The organism is Nonomuraea turcica (assembly GCF_030718205.1).
Taxonomy (GTDB): Bacteria; Actinomycetota; Actinomycetes; order Streptosporangiales; family Streptosporangiaceae; genus Nonomuraea.
The window spans coordinates 21,168-36,671 of sequence record NZ_JAUZQF010000049.1; the positions used below are offsets into that span (position 1 = coordinate 21,168).

13 protein-coding genes are annotated in these 15,504 nt (G+C 69.9%); 2 read left to right on the forward strand and 11 right to left on the reverse strand.

Annotated elements, in window-relative coordinates; all coding sequences use genetic code 11:
- Positions 1 to 21: 21 nt before the first annotated feature.
- The 6 genes from Q9G87_RS57960 to Q9G87_RS57985 all read right to left on the reverse strand — a co-directional run bounded on the left by Q9G87_RS57960 (position 22) and on the right by Q9G87_RS57985 (position 7,092).
- Positions 22 to 1,305, reverse strand: coding sequence for an ABC transporter substrate-binding protein (locus tag Q9G87_RS57960; RefSeq protein WP_305925243.1), 1,284 nt, complete (start codon positions 1,303 to 1,305; stop codon positions 22 to 24).
- A 15-nt stretch (positions 1,306 to 1,320) separates the two neighbouring features.
- Positions 1,321 to 2,148 (reverse strand): carbohydrate ABC transporter permease, encoded by an 828-nt coding sequence (locus Q9G87_RS57965; RefSeq protein WP_305925244.1) that lies wholly within the window; start codon positions 2,146 to 2,148, stop codon positions 1,321 to 1,323.
- Entirely contained in the window at positions 2,141 to 3,061 is a 921-nt protein-coding gene (locus Q9G87_RS57970; RefSeq protein ID WP_305925265.1) for a carbohydrate ABC transporter permease, read from the reverse strand. Before Q9G87_RS57970 ends, Q9G87_RS57965 begins: the two co-directional genes overlap by 8 nt.
- Positions 3,062 to 3,546: 485 nt before the next feature.
- Entirely contained in the window at positions 3,547 to 4,584 is a 1,038-nt protein-coding gene (locus Q9G87_RS57975) for a LacI family DNA-binding transcriptional regulator (protein WP_305925245.1), read from the reverse strand.
- 346 nt (positions 4,585 to 4,930) lie between these two features.
- Positions 4,931 to 5,821, reverse strand: coding sequence for a GntR family transcriptional regulator (locus Q9G87_RS57980; protein ID WP_371826007.1), 891 nt, complete (start codon positions 5,819 to 5,821; stop codon positions 4,931 to 4,933).
- Between the two features lie 11 nt (positions 5,822 to 5,832).
- The gene (locus Q9G87_RS57985; protein WP_305925247.1) at positions 5,833 to 7,092 is read right to left on the reverse strand and encodes a carotenoid oxygenase family protein; all 1,260 of its coding nucleotides are present in this window, start codon (positions 7,090 to 7,092) and stop codon (positions 5,833 to 5,835) included.
- Between the two features lie 387 nt (positions 7,093 to 7,479).
- Here Q9G87_RS57985 and Q9G87_RS57990 point away from each other — a divergent pair, with 387 nt between their 5' ends.
- Positions 7,480 to 8,751 carry a serine hydrolase domain-containing protein gene (locus tag Q9G87_RS57990; protein WP_305925248.1) on the forward strand — a complete coding sequence of 424 codons (1,272 nt, stop codon included), beginning with the start codon at positions 7,480 to 7,482 and terminating at the stop codon, positions 8,749 to 8,751.
- Between the two features lie 6 nt (positions 8,752 to 8,757).
- On the opposite strand, the gene Q9G87_RS57995 is transcribed toward Q9G87_RS57990, so the two are convergent.
- Genes Q9G87_RS57995 through mhpA form a run of 5 tightly spaced genes read right to left on the reverse strand, consistent with a single transcriptional unit; the run spans position 8,758 to position 14,444 of the window.
- Entirely contained in the window at positions 8,758 to 9,588 is an 831-nt protein-coding gene (locus Q9G87_RS57995; RefSeq protein ID WP_305925249.1) for an IclR family transcriptional regulator, read from the reverse strand.
- A gap of 43 nt (positions 9,589 to 9,631) precedes the next feature.
- On the reverse strand, positions 9,632 to 10,513 hold the full coding sequence (locus tag Q9G87_RS58000; protein WP_305925250.1) for an intradiol ring-cleavage dioxygenase: 882 nt from the start codon (positions 10,511 to 10,513) through the stop codon (positions 9,632 to 9,634).
- Positions 10,510 to 11,559, reverse strand: coding sequence for a maleylacetate reductase (locus Q9G87_RS58005; protein ID WP_305925251.1), 1,050 nt, complete (start codon positions 11,557 to 11,559; stop codon positions 10,510 to 10,512). The genes Q9G87_RS58000 and Q9G87_RS58005 overlap by 4 nt, the downstream gene beginning before the upstream one ends.
- Positions 11,556 to 12,800: an MFS transporter gene (locus Q9G87_RS58010; protein ID WP_305925252.1), complete on the reverse strand. Its 1,245-nt coding sequence runs from the start codon at positions 12,798 to 12,800 to the stop codon at positions 11,556 to 11,558. The genes Q9G87_RS58005 and Q9G87_RS58010 overlap by 4 nt, the downstream gene beginning before the upstream one ends.
- A 36-nt stretch (positions 12,801 to 12,836) precedes the next feature.
- Positions 12,837 to 14,444 (reverse strand): bifunctional 3-(3-hydroxy-phenyl)propionate/3-hydroxycinnamic acid hydroxylase MhpA, encoded by a 1,608-nt coding sequence (gene mhpA / locus Q9G87_RS58015; protein WP_305925253.1) that lies wholly within the window; start codon positions 14,442 to 14,444, stop codon positions 12,837 to 12,839.
- Between the two features lie 69 nt (positions 14,445 to 14,513).
- On the opposite strand from mhpA, the gene Q9G87_RS58020 reads away from it, so the two are divergent.
- Positions 14,514 to 15,473, forward strand: a complete 960-nt coding sequence (locus tag Q9G87_RS58020) for an amidohydrolase family protein (protein ID WP_305925254.1) — start codon at positions 14,514 to 14,516, stop codon at positions 15,471 to 15,473.
- Positions 15,474 to 15,504 lie beyond the last annotated feature (31 nt).

The window sequence follows — 15,504 nt, forward strand, 5'->3', positions numbered from 1 at the left end:
ACTCCTGGTTGGGAAAGGGGGTCAGGCGCCGTCGATCTCGGCCTGGAGCTCCTTGATGAACGACTTGGCGGCCTGTTCCGGCGTCTGCCGGTCGAACAACACCTCTTCAGTGTGCCGCTTGATGATCGCCTCGAGGTTACTGGCCCCGTTCGGCGTGACTCTGGGGGCGGTGCCGACCTTGATCGTGTCCAGGAACTCGACCGCCGCCTTGTCCGTCTCCCCGAGCTTGGGTGTGATGGCGGTGCGGATCTTGGTGTTCGCGGGCACGCCGCGGTCGGTCAGCATGATGTCCGCCGCCTCCTGGCTGTTGGCCAGGAAGTCCACGAACAGCGCGGCCTCGGCGGGGTGCTTGCTGCGCGAGGAGATCGACCAGAACATCGAGGGCTTGTAGTACGCGGCCGGGGAGGACGCCTGCGCCTCGCCGGGCAGCTTGAGCAGCTTCAGCTTGGACCCGCTGGCCGCCGACAGCGACGTCAGCTGCGTGTTCCACCAGGTCGCCAGCGCGGAGGCGTTGGTGGCCGTGCCGGACTGGTCGAGCGGGCCGCCGGCCCGCTCGATGGTCACCGACGGCGCCGGGGAGACGCCGGACGTGGCGAGGTCCTTGATGAAGGTCCAGTAGCTCGCCAGCACGTTCTCCGGCACGGCGACCTTGCCGGCCTCGTCGAACAGGGCGGCGCCGTTCTGCCTGGCCCAGATGTTGAGGCTGCCGGCGTCGAACCCGAAGGACTGCACGCCGGTGACCTTGCCGCCGCCCGCCTTCGACACCGCGTCACCGGTCTTCTTGAAGTCCTCCCAGGACCAGATGGCGTCGTCGGGGACCTTGACCTTGAACTGGTCGAGGAGGTCGGTGTTGGCGACGATCGCGTACGTGCTCAGGCCGACTGGCAGGGCGTACTGCTTGCCCTTGACGATGCCGGTGTCCAGGGCGGACTTGTCGAAGTCGGCGGTCTTGACGTATTTGGATGCGGTGCCGAGGTCGAGCAGCGCGCCGCGCTCGGCATACGAGGCGAGGTAGAGCTCGTCCATCTGGATGACGTCGGGCGCGTCGTTCGCGGCCACCGTGGTGGCCAGGCTCTCCCAGTAGCCGTTCCAGTCCTTGAACTCGCCCTTGACGGTGATGTTCGGATACTTCTTCTGGAAGATGTCGATGACCTGCTGGGTGCGCTTGTGCCGCTCGTCCGCACCCCACCAGGTGAAGCGGAGGGTGACCGGGTCCTTCGAGAGCTCCTGGGAGGCGCTGCCGCCGCCGGAGCCGCAGGCGGTGAGCATGAGTGCCGCCGCGGCGGCAAGGGCGATTCGTCTCATGATGATTCCCTGGGGTTACTTGCCGCCGGTCGTCGCGATGCCCCGGATGAGGTATCGCTGGCCGACGAGGAAGGCGAGGAAGACCGGAGCCAGGGACACCACGCTCATGGCGAACATGGATCCCCACGAGGTCTGCACGGTGGCGTCCACGAACGAGCGCAGCGCCACCGGCACGGTGTACATCTCCGGGTCGGTCAGGTAGATGAGCTGGCCGAAGAAGTCGTTCCACGTCCAGATGAAGGTGAAGATCACAGTCGTGGCGAGGGCCGGCATCATCAGGGGCAGGATGATGCGCAGGAAGATCCGGGCGTGGCCGCAGCCGTCGATCCTGGCCGCCTCGTCCAGCTCGCGCGGCAGTCCCCGGATGAACTGGACCATGAGGAAGACGAAGAACGCGTCCGTGGCCAGGAACTTCGGCACCACCAGCGGCAGGAACGTGTTCACCCAGTCGAGCTGGGAGAACATGATGTACTGCGGGACGATGATCACGTGGATCGGCAGCATGATCGTGCCGAGCATGATGGCGAACCACAGACGCTTGCCGGTGAAGTCCAGCCTGGCGAACGCGTAGGCGGCCATCGAGCAGGACACCAAGTTGCCGATGATGCAGGCCAGCACCAGGATCGCCGAGTTGGCCAGGTAGTGGCCGAACGGGGAGGCCAGGGCGGTCCAGCCCTCGCCGTAGTTCTGGGTCTGCAGGCTGTCGAGGATCAGGCCGGGGCGGCGGAAGATCTCGTTGTTGGGCCGCAGGCTGCTGACCACCATCCACAGCACCGGATAAAGCATGACCAGGGCCAGCGCGAGCAGCCCGGCGTGCTTGAGCACCTTACGGAGTTCAGTCATCGTAAACGACCCAGAATTTCGCGGCCCAGAAATTGATGGCGGTGAATGCGGCGATGATGACGAGGAGCAGCCAGGCGAGCGCGGAGGCGTACCCCATGTCGAAATTGCCGAATCCCCGCTGATAGAGGTAGAGCGTGTAGAAGAGGGTGGAGTCCGACGGCCCGCCACTGCCGCCCGAGATCACGAACGCCTGCGTGAACGACTGGAACGCGTGGATCACCTGCAGGACCAGGTTGAAAAAGACGATCGGCGAGAGCAGCGGGATGGTGATTTTCCGGAACTGGGTCCATTTGCCGGCCCCGTCCGTGGCCGCGGCCTCGTAATACATGGCGGGGATCTGGCGCAGGCCGGCCAGGAAGATCACCATAGGGGCGCCGAACGTCCACACGTTCAGGACGATCAGCGTCGACAGGGCGCTGTCCGGGTCGGAGATCCAGCCCTTGCCCTCGATGCCGGCCATGGCCAGCACCTGGTTGAACAGGCCGTCGGCGCCGAAGATCTGCCGCCAGAGCACCGCGATGGCCACGCTGGAGCCCAGCAGGGACGGCAGGTAGAACGCCGAGCGGTAGAACGCCAGGCCGCGCAGCCCTCGGTCCAGCAGCAGGGCCAGGGCCAGGGCGCAGGCCAGCTGCAGCGGGACGGACACCAGGACGTAGACCAGCGTCACGCCGAGCGCCTTGTGCAGGCGCGCGTCGCCGAGCATGCGGATCCAGTTGTCCAGGCCGTTGAACACCGGCGGCTGGATCAGGTTGTAGTCGGTGAAGCCCAGGATGAAGGAGGCGGCGATCGGGCCTGCCGTGATGAGCAGCAGGCCCGCGAACCAGGGCAGCAGGAACACGAACGCGGCCTTGTTGTCGCGTCTGACCAGGCCTTCGCGGCCGCCGCCGAGGGTGCCGCCGCTGCCCTTGCGCATGCGCTGCAGCTCGCCGAGTGCGCTCACGCGGGCCTCCTCGACGGGATCATCCGTAACCTCCTGTCACCGCCGTGTCGCTGGCGGGAAAACGTATTCCGCAGTTTGCATGCCGGTAACGCGACCGTCAAGAGCGGGTTTCCTGGAGCTATGGCGGGACTGATCACGGCGGTCGTCACAGGGTGTGAGTGAACGCACAGCTGGCCGTTATGCGGCCGTGACCTGCTGCGATACGTCGCCAGCCAGATGCCGGCGGGGTCCGGGCCGCGCCATCGGCCAGTCCGCGGGGCACTCCGCCCCGCTCGGCGCGGTCACCCCCGCCTCCGGGTGGCAGTCGTGCCTCGGCCGGACGCGAGACCGGCGTTCGTCACGGACGGTGATATTCCAGCGGTGCGACCGGCGGCGAAATCCAGCGTCGGCGGAAGGTCGTCATCGGCGCGGCGGACTGCGCCAGGCGAGACGCGAGTCGCGAGGCGCCGACGGCGCTACTACGCCTGACGCGGGCGGGTACTGTCGCGGACGATCAAGTGGCCCTCGACGATCAGCCGCCGCGGCTCGCCCCCCGCCTCGGCGAGTGCGAACCGAATGGCCTCCGCTCCGGCGTGCGCCAGCGGAAGCGCGACCGTGGTCAATCGCGGTGTCACGTCACCGGCAAGCGGAATATCGTCGATCCCGGTCACCGAAACGTCCTCGGGAACGTTTATCCCGGCCGCCCGGAAACCCGACATAGCGCCGATGGCGACAATGTCGTTGACCGCGAGAACGGCCTGCCGGCCGTCCATTCCCTCCACCGCCAGCCGCTGCGCCGCGTCGAATCCGCCTGACCGGCTGACTGCGCAGGTAACGATCCGGATATCCCGCTCGTCAACGCCTCCGGCCCGCAGTCCGTCGACGAATCCGGCCGTCCGGTCGGACACCGTGCGCAGTTCCCTGACGCCCGCGAATATCGCCACCCGCCGGTGTCCCGTTTCCGCGAGAAAAGCGCCCGCCGACCGCCCGGCGCCGTAGTCGTCGAAACCGATCGCGTCGAAGGCCATGTCCGTCTCGCCGACGATCACGACCCGGCCGCCCTCTTTCTCGTACGCGGCCAGCTCTTTGAACAGCCGCCCGCCGAGCGCGTTCGCCACGAACCGGCTGGAGGTCAGCACGAGCGCGCGGGGCCGCAGTGAGCGCAGCAGGCGGACGGTCTCCAGTTGCCGTTCGTGCGCTCCCATGGTGGCGGACACGGTGACGAAGGCGCCGCCGGCGCGGGCCTCGCGCTCCATCGCGGCCACGACCATGCCCATGGACGGCGTCGTGAGGTCGTCGGCGACGAGCGCGATCGAGTCGCTCGCCCGCCGCATCGCCCTGGCCGAGGCGTCCACCGTGTAGCGCAGGGCCGCAGCGGCGGCCAGCACGCGGGCCTCGTATTCAGGCGCCACCTTCCTGGTGCTGCCGCCCAGGACCCGGGACGCGGTGGCGACCGAGACACCGGCCGCCGCGGCCACGTCGTGCAGCGTGACCGTGGGCCGCGCCGCGTGGGGCATGGGCGGTGTCCTTTCTGAGGCGTACGGAGTCGGTTATGAAGAGTACCCCGGGGTGCGCCAGCCCTCGCGAAGTGCCAGCTCGCGGGCGGTGCCCACGACCGTGAACACATCGCCCCGGCGTTCCCCTCGTTGCAGGAGAGCTCGGGCAAAAAGCTTGACGACAACCGGTTCCGCACCTTCGACCAGGAAGAGCTGGCCCCCGGAAGGTGACGTACCAACGAGCAGGCCCCCGACTCGAAAGCCGGGGGCCTCTCCCGGCCGGACACTAGGCCGCTACCTCAGGGGCCTCGAAGAGTTAGGGGCACACGGGTAGCCATCGAGCACGTGCCATCCGATAAGAGCCCGGTCACCGGCGATTCTCCCGTGGCGTGATCACGAAAGTCAGGCCGTCGAGCAGGCGTTCGAGGCCGAAGGCGAACAGCGACTCCAGGTCGAGCTCCGTGCCCGGCTCCGTGACCTGGGCGATCAGCGGCCCGTCGATAGGGAGCCGGGCCTTGAGCCACTGCGTGCTGGTCATCCCCGTGTCCAGCTCAGCACTGGCCTCGCTCTCGATGTTCACCGCCGTCCCGCGCACATAGTTGACCATCGTGGCGTAGACGTGCAGCCGGGTGTTCGGGTCCAGGCCGAGACCGTCGAGCGCGCGCAGGGTCCACAGCCCGTACGCCAGCTGCCCCGGCAGCGTGACCGGCCGGGTGATGGACACGAGCCGCGGCAACCAGGGATGGCGCTGGTAGACCGCCCACTGCAGCTGAGCGGCCACCCGAAGGTGGGAACGCCAGCCCGGCGGCGGCTCCGGATAATCGATCTCGGCGAACGCGGCGTCGGCGATCAGCTGGGTGAGCTCCGCCTTGGCCTCGAGGTGCCGGTAGAGGGTCATGGTGGCAACCCCGAGCTTGGCCGCCACCGCCCGCATGGACAGCGCGGCCAAGCCGTCGGCGTCGGCGATCTCCATGGCCACGCGGACGACGCGGTCGCGTTCGATACCCCCCGCCGAACGCGAGGGCAGTCTCCGGGGAGCGACCACGGCGCCGACCCGAGACGTGGACTCGATGGCGCCGGCCTGCTTGAGCGCGGCCAGCGCCTTGGTGGCCGTCGCCATCGCGACGCCCCATTCGCGCATGATCGCCCTGGTGGTGGGGATGGGATCGCCGGGCCGCAGCTCTCCGTCGGCGATGCGCCGCTCGATGTCGGCGACGATCCGGAGGTACGGCGGTTGCCGATCGTTCACGACGGCCATGCTGCCATGCCTCAGCGGTCAGGCAGCCAGTTGCCGTGCAGGCCGAGCGGCACCCTGACAGGGAGGTGGACGCGCGCGACGGGCTCGCCGGTGAAGTCCTGGACGGAGAGGATCACCAGATCGCTGGCGTTTCGGAGAGGATTATGCACGTACGTGAGCAGGTACCCCTCGTCCTCCCCTTGCCCCGCGGCGGCGAACACGGCCTCCCCGACCGCCTCCTCCTTGCCGAACCCGTGCACCTCGGCGGTCCCCCGTTCCAGGTCATGCTTGACCAGGGCGTTGGTGAAGGCGTCGTCCGGCGGCATGCCCTCGGGCGCGAACGGGATCCCGTACAGGGCGGTCGCGGCCGAGTAGCCATATCGGTACGGGCGGGTGGCACGCGCTTCGTTCACGCGCGGGAAGTCCTGCGGCCGGTCGTCGATGCGCCGCTGGTGGATCTTGTCCGGCGCGATCGTCCAGCGGTCCAGCGTGGGCCGGATCGCCCCGGGGTCGGCGGGATCGAACGGCCCCTCGGCCGTGACCAGGTCGACCACGACCGAGTCGCCGTCGTCGTAGGCGTTGAGCGTGTGGCTGACATGGATCGGGTCGATGTCCTGCCAGCGCACGTCACCACCGGTCCGCGGCATGACCCCCACTCGCGTCGGGTGCCCCGGCAGCCACCGGCACTCGAACCCGTCGAAGCCCAGCGGCGTGTCCCACAACACCACATGGTTCTCGGTGAGCGCGAAGTCGTGCATGAACGGCGTCCGCGTCATGGGGATGGCGGTGGTCTGGGCGACGCTTCCCCCGGCGTCGGTCACGATGTACTGGACGAAGTCGCGGCCCAGCATGTAGGACAGCGAATGCAACTCGCCGGTGAGCGGGTCGTGCTTGGAGTGTGACCCCGCCGTGAACCCCTCCGCGGTCCCGCCCAGCTCGCACACGCCCACGGTGTTGAGCTCCTCGTCCAGCTCGGCGGGCGGCAGGCCGCCCTCCGCCATGGCGAAGGTGCGCTGGGCGTGCTCGATCACGTGCACCATGGGCGCGAAGCCAGGTGTGCGCACGAAGCGGTTGCGGTACCACTCGGCATGGCCGTCACGCAGCCGCACCCCGTGCACCATGCCTTGGCCGGCGCCCCAGATGTGCACGACGGGGTCTTCGACGCCCAGCGGGTTGGGCCCGTTGCGCAGGTAGCGGCCGTTGAGCTCGGCCGGGATCCGCCCGGTGACCGGGAGGTCATAGGCGGTGACCTCTTCAGTGACGGGCGCGAAAGGCCCTTCCAGATACCTCATGTGGACACCGTACGCAGGGGAACCCCTGAGTCTGCGGCCGCGACGGGAACCGCTATGTCGTGCACTAGTGCAACAGCACGACCCCGCCCGAAGAGGGCTCTCACGGCATCGCGGTCGGCCGCCCAGCAGGCGTGATCATCAAGGGCACGGTGCTCCTGGTCAGAATCGTTCACCAGGCCCCACTCCACGCGAGACGTCGAGCGGCAATCCGACCACAACCCCCGCACCCGCCGGCCAAGGACGCCCGGCTAGTTCGCCGACATCATGCGCGACCTCGAAGCACGCCTGGGCATGTGATCGTGCATGGATTCGGCATGACCCTTGTCATGGTCAGCTGATGACATCGCGGACTAACGCCGCACAGCCCAGTGGATCACGATAATTCCCATGATTTCTCGCCGATTCATACTGAGCGGCAGGCGGATGGCCGTCGCGACCGCGATGGGCGCGCTGCTCGCGGCAGGAACCGTCACGACTCCCGCCGCCGCGACTCCCGAAGGGCTCGACCGGCAGGCGCTGCAGACGTCCCTGGACGCCGTGCACAAGGCCGGCATGTACGGCATGTACGCGAACGTCCGCGACGGGGGCCGGACGTGGCGGGGCGCGGCCGGCGTGGCCGACGTCGACACACGCCGCCCGGTGCGGCCGGACATGGTGCACCGGGTCGGCAGCATCACCAAGACCTTCACGGCGGTGGCCATCCTCCAGCAGGTGGAGCGCGGCGCCATCGAGCTGGACGCCCCGGTGGGCCGCTACCTGCCGGACCTGGTGCCCGGCGAGCGCGGCCAGAAGGTCACCGTGCGCATGCTGCTCAACCACACCAGCCACATCGCCGACTACATCGCCCCGGCGTTCCCCTCGCTGCTGGAGGGCTCGGCCAAGAGCCTGGACGACCACCGCTTCCGCACCATCGCCCCGGAAGAGCTGGTCGAGCTGGGGCTGAACGGAGTCCCCACGGGCGAGCCCGGCGTGGCGCCCGGTTCGTACTCCAACACCAACTACATCCTCGCGGGCCTGCTGCTGGAGAAGGTAACGGGCACGGACGCCGAGGACCACATCACCCGCAACGTGATCCGCAAGGCGGGTCTGCGGCACACGTCGTTCCCGCGCACGCCGCACATCCCGGGACCGCACTCCAAGGCGTACGAGTCGATGTACGGGTTCATCGACCCGCCGCGCGACTACAGCGTGTACAACATGTCGTGGGCCGGCACGGCGGGGGCCGTCACGTCCACAATGGACGACCTCAACCGCTTCTACCGGGCGCTGCTGCGGGGCGAGCTGATGGGCGCGGCGCAGCTCGCCGAGATGCAGAAGACGGTGGTCGTGCTGGCGGGCGGGGGCTCGATCGACTATGGACTCGGCCTCTACTCGCTCGACCTGCCCTGCGGCCGGTTCTGGGGGCACGACGGCGGCGTCTTCGGCATGGCCACGCAGTCGTTGTCCAGCCCGGACGGGAGCCGCCAGCTGTCGTTCGGAGTCAACCGCACGAAATACCAGACCATCGACGAGAGCGGCCACATCGTGCTGCACCCGATCGACTACGCGACCGTCGATCATCTCCTGCTGGCGCTGTGCGGGCCGGGCACGGCGACCGCGAAGGCCGCCACGGCGCCGTTCGTGCCGTTCCCGGCGGACCGGCTGTCCGTCAAGCGCTGACCGGGCTCAGCGGCGGTTCCGCGCGGTCTTGTTGGTAGAGGCCGGGGCGCTTTGGTACCCGAGCTGGGCGGACATCTCGCTGGTGGTCGTGAGCAGCTCCGCCGTCACGGCTCGCAGGACGTCGTCCGTCGCGAGCCGCGCGGGCAGGACGATCGCGACCGCCAGCGGCAACGCCTCACCGGTGGTGAACACCGGGGCGGCCACGGAGGTGACTCCGGGAATCACGCCCCCGGAGGTGACGGCATAACCGGTGTGGCGTACGTCGGCCTTGATGCGCTCGATCTCCTCGTCGGTGAACCGCTCATCGGCGGTGGCCTCCTGGGCCGCGATGACCGGGTCGGTCAACGTCCGGGGCAGGTGGGTCAGGTAGAGGCGGCCGATCGAGGAGGTCAGCATCGGCAGCGTGGCGCCCACGCGCACGGTGATGGGCAGCACGTGGGAGCCATAGTCCCAGCGGACGATCACCGGGCCGTGGTCACCCCAGACGGCCAGGTTGATCGCGTGCTTGGTGCGGTCACGCAGGCCCGGCAGGTATTCGGAGGCCAGGGCGACCTCGTCCATCCTGCGCAGCGCCTCCGCGCCGAGCCGCCGCATCGCCGGGCCCAGGTCGTACAAGCCTGAGCTCGGCGACTGGGAGACCAGCCCGGCCCGGCCCAGGCTCACCAGGTAGCGGTGTGCCTTGCTGGGTTGCATGCCGCTGAGCGCCGCGATCTGCGTCAGGCTCGCCGGTCCGGCGCTCTGCTCCAGGGCCAGCAGCACGGTCATCGCGATCTCGACCGACTGGATGCCCTGACGGGAGGCGGACCGCTCCTCACCGGCATGCTCTAGATCACTCACGTTCCCTGGCCCCCGCACACACCTGGTTGACGTAACGCCGAAACTATACGGAGTCGGCGACGTCCAGGACGAAGTCGAAGTCCATCGTGAAGAAGGCGGTGTCGAGCACCCGGCCGTCGGGGGCGAGACCGGAGTCGTGCCGGACGAAGTCGCGCACCAGCGAGTCCTTCTCCCCGAAGACGGCGTCGGAGCCGAGATAGGGGTCCCCTGCCGCGAACACATGGGTGGTGAGCGTGGCGAATCCCGGAGCGCTGATCTGGAAGTGCACGTGGGCGGGACGCATGGAGTCGCGCTTGGCGGCGGCCAGCAGGTCCCCGACCGGCCCGTCGTGCGGGATCGGGTACGGCACCGGCAGCACGGAGGAGAACCAGTAGCGGCCGTCGGCGTCGGAGCGCAGGCGGCCCCGGCCCTGGGCGCCGTCGAGCTGGGCGTACTGCACGTCGTAGTTGCCCTCGTCGTCGGAGTGCCAGACCTCGATCCGCGCCCCGGGGATCGGCGCGCCCGTCGCCGAGAGCACCCGCCCCGAGTAGAAGCACGGCTCTCCCCCGGCGCCGCCGGAGATGTCGTCGCCGTTGGCGAACTCGGGTGCGTCCTCGACGAAGAAGGGGCCGACCACGGTGGAGGCGGTCGCGGTCTCGGTCGCCGGATGGTTGATGCCGATCACCAGCATCGACAGCCCCAGCACGTCGGAGAGCAGGATCAGCTCCTGCCGCCGGTCGTCGCTGATCTGGCCCGCCCGGGTGAGGAAGGAGACCGCGGCGGCCCACTCCTCCTCGGTCAGCCGCACGTCGGAGGCGAAGGCGTGCAGGTGCGTGACCAGGCTGCGCATGACCTCGCGGACCCGGGCGGAGGGGGCCGCGTCAAAGCTGGCCAGCACGCGATCGGTGAGCGCCCGGTCGGCCGTGGGCATCGGCTGAGTGGTCATAGTGATTCTCCTCGCAGGGCGGCGGTCAGGATCCCGCGTACCTCGGGCTCGCCCACGGGCCGCGGGTTGTCGCCGAAGTCCTTCTCCAGCACGAGCCGCACTGCTGTGTCCACATCGTCCTCCGCGAGCCCGATCTGGGCCAGCGACACCGGGGCGCCGATCCGGGCAGCGAGCCCGGTCAGACCATGGGCGACGTCGTCGGCGCCGAGGGCCGGAGCGACCCGCGTCCGCAGGGCGGGCACCGCCGGCGCGTTGAAGGTCGCCACGTACGGCAGCAGCACCGTGTGGGTCTCGGCGTGCGGCAGGCCGAACGCGCCGCCCAGGACGTGGCAGATCTTGTGGTGCAGCCCGGACCCCGCGACGCCGAAGGCGGACCCGGCCAGGTAGGCCCCGTACAGCAGCCCGGCGCGCCCGGCCGCGTCTGCCGGGCGGGACATGACGGCCGGCAGCGCGTCGGCGATCACCCGGACGCCTTCGGCGGCGACGAGATCGGTGACCGGGTTCGCGCCGGGCGCGTAGAACGCCTCGACGCAGTGGGCCATCGCGTTCATCGCGCTGGCGGCCGTCATCGCCGCCGGCAGGGTCGTGGTCAGGTCCGGGTCGTACAGCACGACCTTGGGCATGACCAGCGGTGATCGGCCGGTGGTCTTGCGCGCGCCTTCGGTCGTGCCCCAGACGGGGGTCACCTCGGAGCCGGCGTACGTGGTCGGCACGGCCACGATGGGCAGCGACGTGCGCAGCGCGATCGCCTTGGCCGTGCCCGTCGTGGAGCCCCCGCCGACGCTCAGCACCGCGTCCGCGCCGGTCCGCGTGGCCAGCTCGACGGCCTGGTCGACCGTCTCCACCGGCACGTGCGGTCGTACGCCGTCGAAGACTCCGGCCACGGACAGCGGCCCGGCCAGCGTCGTGGCGAGCGGGGCGGTGCGTGGTGTGGTCACGATCAGGGGGTGGCGCGCGCCGAGGCGCCCGACCTCCGCGGCCAGCGCGCCCTCGGCGCGTCCGAAGACCACGCGGGCCGCGAACGTCTCGTACGTGAACGGTCTCATCCGGCACCTTCCGGCACCGCGTGCCGGGCGCGGACCACCGGGACGAGGGCGGCGGCCGTCGCGCCGATCAGGCCGGGGATGGCGAACAGGTAGAAGTTCCACTCCACGCCCAGCTGGGAGGACAGGATCCAGCCGCCCATCGACGGCCCGAGGATGGCGCCGAGCCGTCCGACCGACAACGCCCAGCCGATCCCGGCTCCGCGGAGGTCCTCGGGATAGCGGTTGACGATGAAGGCGTTGGTCATCACCTGCGAGCCGATGAACCCCAGCCCGCTGACGAACATCAGCAGGAACAGCAGCACGATCGCGGGACGCGTGCTCATCGCGATGAGGCTGACCGAGCCGACGAGGAAGGCCGTGGACACGACCGGCTTGATCCCGATCCCGTCGGCGATGCGCCCGCCGGCGATCATGCCGAGTCCCGCGCCCACCCACATGGCGGCCGTCTGCAGCAGCGCCGACCCGAGCGAGTAGCCGCTGGTCCTCATGATGGTGGGCAGCCAGGTGCTGATGCCGAAGACCAGCAGCAGGCCGCAGAACGACGCGATCCAGAACAGCACGGTCACCGTGCGCGTGCCGGGGGCGAGCAGGGGCTTCAGGCCGAACAGGTCGCTTCGGGCGGCGGGCCGGGCGGAGCGGTCGGCGTGGACGGGGCTCTCCGGGAGGATCCGCGCGGCGATCGGCAGCAGCACCAGCGCGGGCGCGGCGCCGATGACGTAGATCCAGTGCCACGACGCGTGCGGCAGCAGCCCCGCGCCGAGCAGCGGGGCGAGCAGGGCGCCGAGGGCGTACCCGGACATCATGAGCCCGACGTTGCGGCTGCGCCGCCCCGGGTCGGACAGGTCGGCCACGTACGCGGTCAGGGTCGGCAGCACCACGCCGAGCCCGACGCCCACGAGCAGGCGGGCCGCGCCGAACACGGCGAAGCCGGGTGCCACGGCGCAGGCGAGCATGCCGGCGGAGAACGTTCCGGCGCCGGTCAGCAGCAGCCGGCGCGGGCCGAGGCGGCTGATCGCCGCGCCGGCGAGGCCGGCGCCGATCATCATGCCGACGGCCACGAGGGATCCGACCGTGCCCGCCGTCGCCGCGTCGCCGCCCATGTTGCGGTCGGCGAGCATCGAGGGCACGGTGACGCCGTAGCAGGCGAGGTCGTAACCCTCCAGGGCCGCGAAGATCGCGACCACGATGAGCATGGTCTTCTCGGAAAGCGTTCGTCGGGCGGTGGTGGGGGTGGTGTGCATGGCTGCTCCAGCCGTGTTGCAGGGGGTGTTCGGAGTTCAGAGGCTGTGGGAGGCGCCGGCGGGTACGGTCGCGCCGGTGCCGAGGCCGGCGAGGAGTTCGCCGGCGAGAATGCGGGTCGCCGCGGCGTCGCAGGCGGTGCCGAAGACATAGAAATCGGGGCGGACGGCGACGGCGGAGCAGCCGTGCCCGGTGAACCACCCATGGTAGGTGCCGTCCACGTCGAACAGGACATCGCCGCTGGTGGGAGCCTCCCAGGCCAGGGTGGCGACACGGACGCCGGCGGCCTCCAGCGCGGTGACGAGGCCGTCGCGGTCGAGCTCCCGGCGCACCGGTTCGGTCACCAGCAGGTGGAAGCCGTGGCCGATGATCTGGTCGAGGCGGGCGCGGCGGGCGCCGTCGTCCACTACGCCCTGGACCGACAGCTCTCCCCGCCCGGGCGCCGACTCCTTCGCCAGGAAGCCCGTCGCCAGACCGGGGAAGCGGATCTTCTCCTGTTTCCGTCCCTTGGCCCGCCGGGCGAGCAGTTCCCTGTTGCGGGCGGCGGCGGCTTCGGGGTCGCGGATGGTCTGCAGCCGGCCGAGCTCGATGCCCTTCTCGACGACCGCGCGCACGTGCGGCTCCCGCTCGGGCTGGTAACTGTCGAGGAGGTCCTCCTCCGCCCGCCCGGTCAGGATCAGGTCCAGTTTGAAGGCGAGGTTCTGGGCGTCGCGGATGCCCGAGCACATGCCCTGCCCGAGGAAGGGCGGCATCTGGTGCGCGGCGTCCCCGGCGAGCATGATCCGCCCGATCCGCCAGTGGTGCGCGATCAGCGAGCGGAAGGTGTACGTGGCAACCCTGATGAGGTCGGCGTCCTGCGGCCCGAGGTAGGCCGCGACCCTGGCCCAGACCAGCTCGGGAGCGCTCTGGACGGCGAAGTCCTCCTCCGAGTCGAGCATGAAGCTGAACCGGTGGTGCGACGGCCCGAGCGAGATGATCGACGTCGGCCGGCGGGGATCGCCGACCTGGCGTGCCGGCGGCACGTCGACCGGCCGGCGCAGGCGGAAGTCGCAGACCATCCACGGCTCGGAGAATCCGTAGTCGTCCTGGTCGATGCCGAGCGACCGGCGGACGAAGCTGTTGCCGCCGTCGCACGCCACGACGTAACGCGCGGTCACGGCGCCGGGGCCGTCGGGGCCTTCGACGGTGACCACGACGCCGGACGCGGTCTGCTCCAGCGCTGTCACCCGGTCCCCGTGCCTGATCGTCACCTGCGGGAAACTCCGGCAGACCCGATCGAGGGCGTCTTCGAGATCCGGCTGGTACATCATGTACCACTCGGCCCAGCCGCTGCGGCCCACCTCGGCGTAGTCGACGTCGATGAGCACCTCGCCGTCAGCGTCGCACCACTCGTAGGTGCGCTGCACGTGCACCTTCGGCAGCAGCTCCTGGGCCACGCCGAGCTTGTCCAGCGTGCGCATCGTCTCGTCGTCGAAGATCGCGGCGCGGGGCAGGTTGTAGAGGCCGGCGTACCGCTCCAGGACGATCACGCGATGCCCGGCCTGGGCCAGCAGGGCGGCCGTCGCCATCCCGACCGGCCCATACCCCACTACGGCGACATCGCACTCTCCCATCACCGTGTGGTGACCGTGTTGTGAGCTTGACATGCGGTCACCGTACTTTCCACTATTAATGAAGTCAATGCATATTGGTGAAACAGACAGAGGGGTACGGACATGCGCAAGATCGGCTTGGAGGAGCACTTCGTCACGGAGGAGCTCGTCGGCTACGGCGCCGGGACGGCCACGGTCGCCCGCCCCGACGCGTGGCGCGAGGCCTCGCGCCGGCTGCTCGACCTCGCGGAGGAGCGCCTGCCGGCGATGGACGCGGCCGGCGTCGACGTCCAGGTGCTCTCGCTCAACTCCCCCGGCATCCAGGCCGAGACCGACCCGGCGGTCGCCGTGGCGCGGGCGACGGCGGTGAACGACTTCCTCGCCGGCGTCATCGCCGAGCACCCGACCCGCTTCGCCGGCTTCGCCGCGCTGCCCCTGCAGGACCCGCAGGCGGCCGCCAAGGAGCTGGAGCGCGCCGTCACCCAGCTCGGTCTGCGGGGCGCGCTGGTCAACGCGCACACTCAGGGCCGCTATCTGGATCACCCCTCGCTGCGGGTGGTGTGGGAGTACGCGGAAGGGCTCGACGTGCCGCTCTACCTGCACCCGGCCAACGGCTACGACGCTCCGCACGTGTTGTCGGACCACCCCGAGCTCATCGGGCCCATGTGGAGCTGGGGCACCGACACCGCCGCGCACGCGCTGCGCCTGGTCTTCGGCGGTGTCTTCGACGACTTCCCCAACGCGAAGCTGCTGCTGGGACACATGGGCGAAGGGCTGCCGTACGCGTTGTGGCGCCTCGACTCGCGCTGGGGCTTCCACAACCACCACGGCATCGAGCTGAAGCTGGGCAACCCGTCGGCGTACCTGCGCCGCAACCTCTACATCACCACGAGCGGCGTCTGCTCGGCCCCGCCGCTCCTGTGCGCCATGCTGGCACTCGGCGCCGACCACATCCTGTTCGGCTCCGACTATCCCTTCGAGGACATCGGCGAGGCCGCCGCCTTCCTCGACAACGCCCCCATCAGCGAGTCCGACCGGGCGAAGATCAGCCACCAGAACGCCGAGGCGCTGCTCAAGCTCTGAAAACGGCCCCGCCGGCCCCGCGACGGGGCCG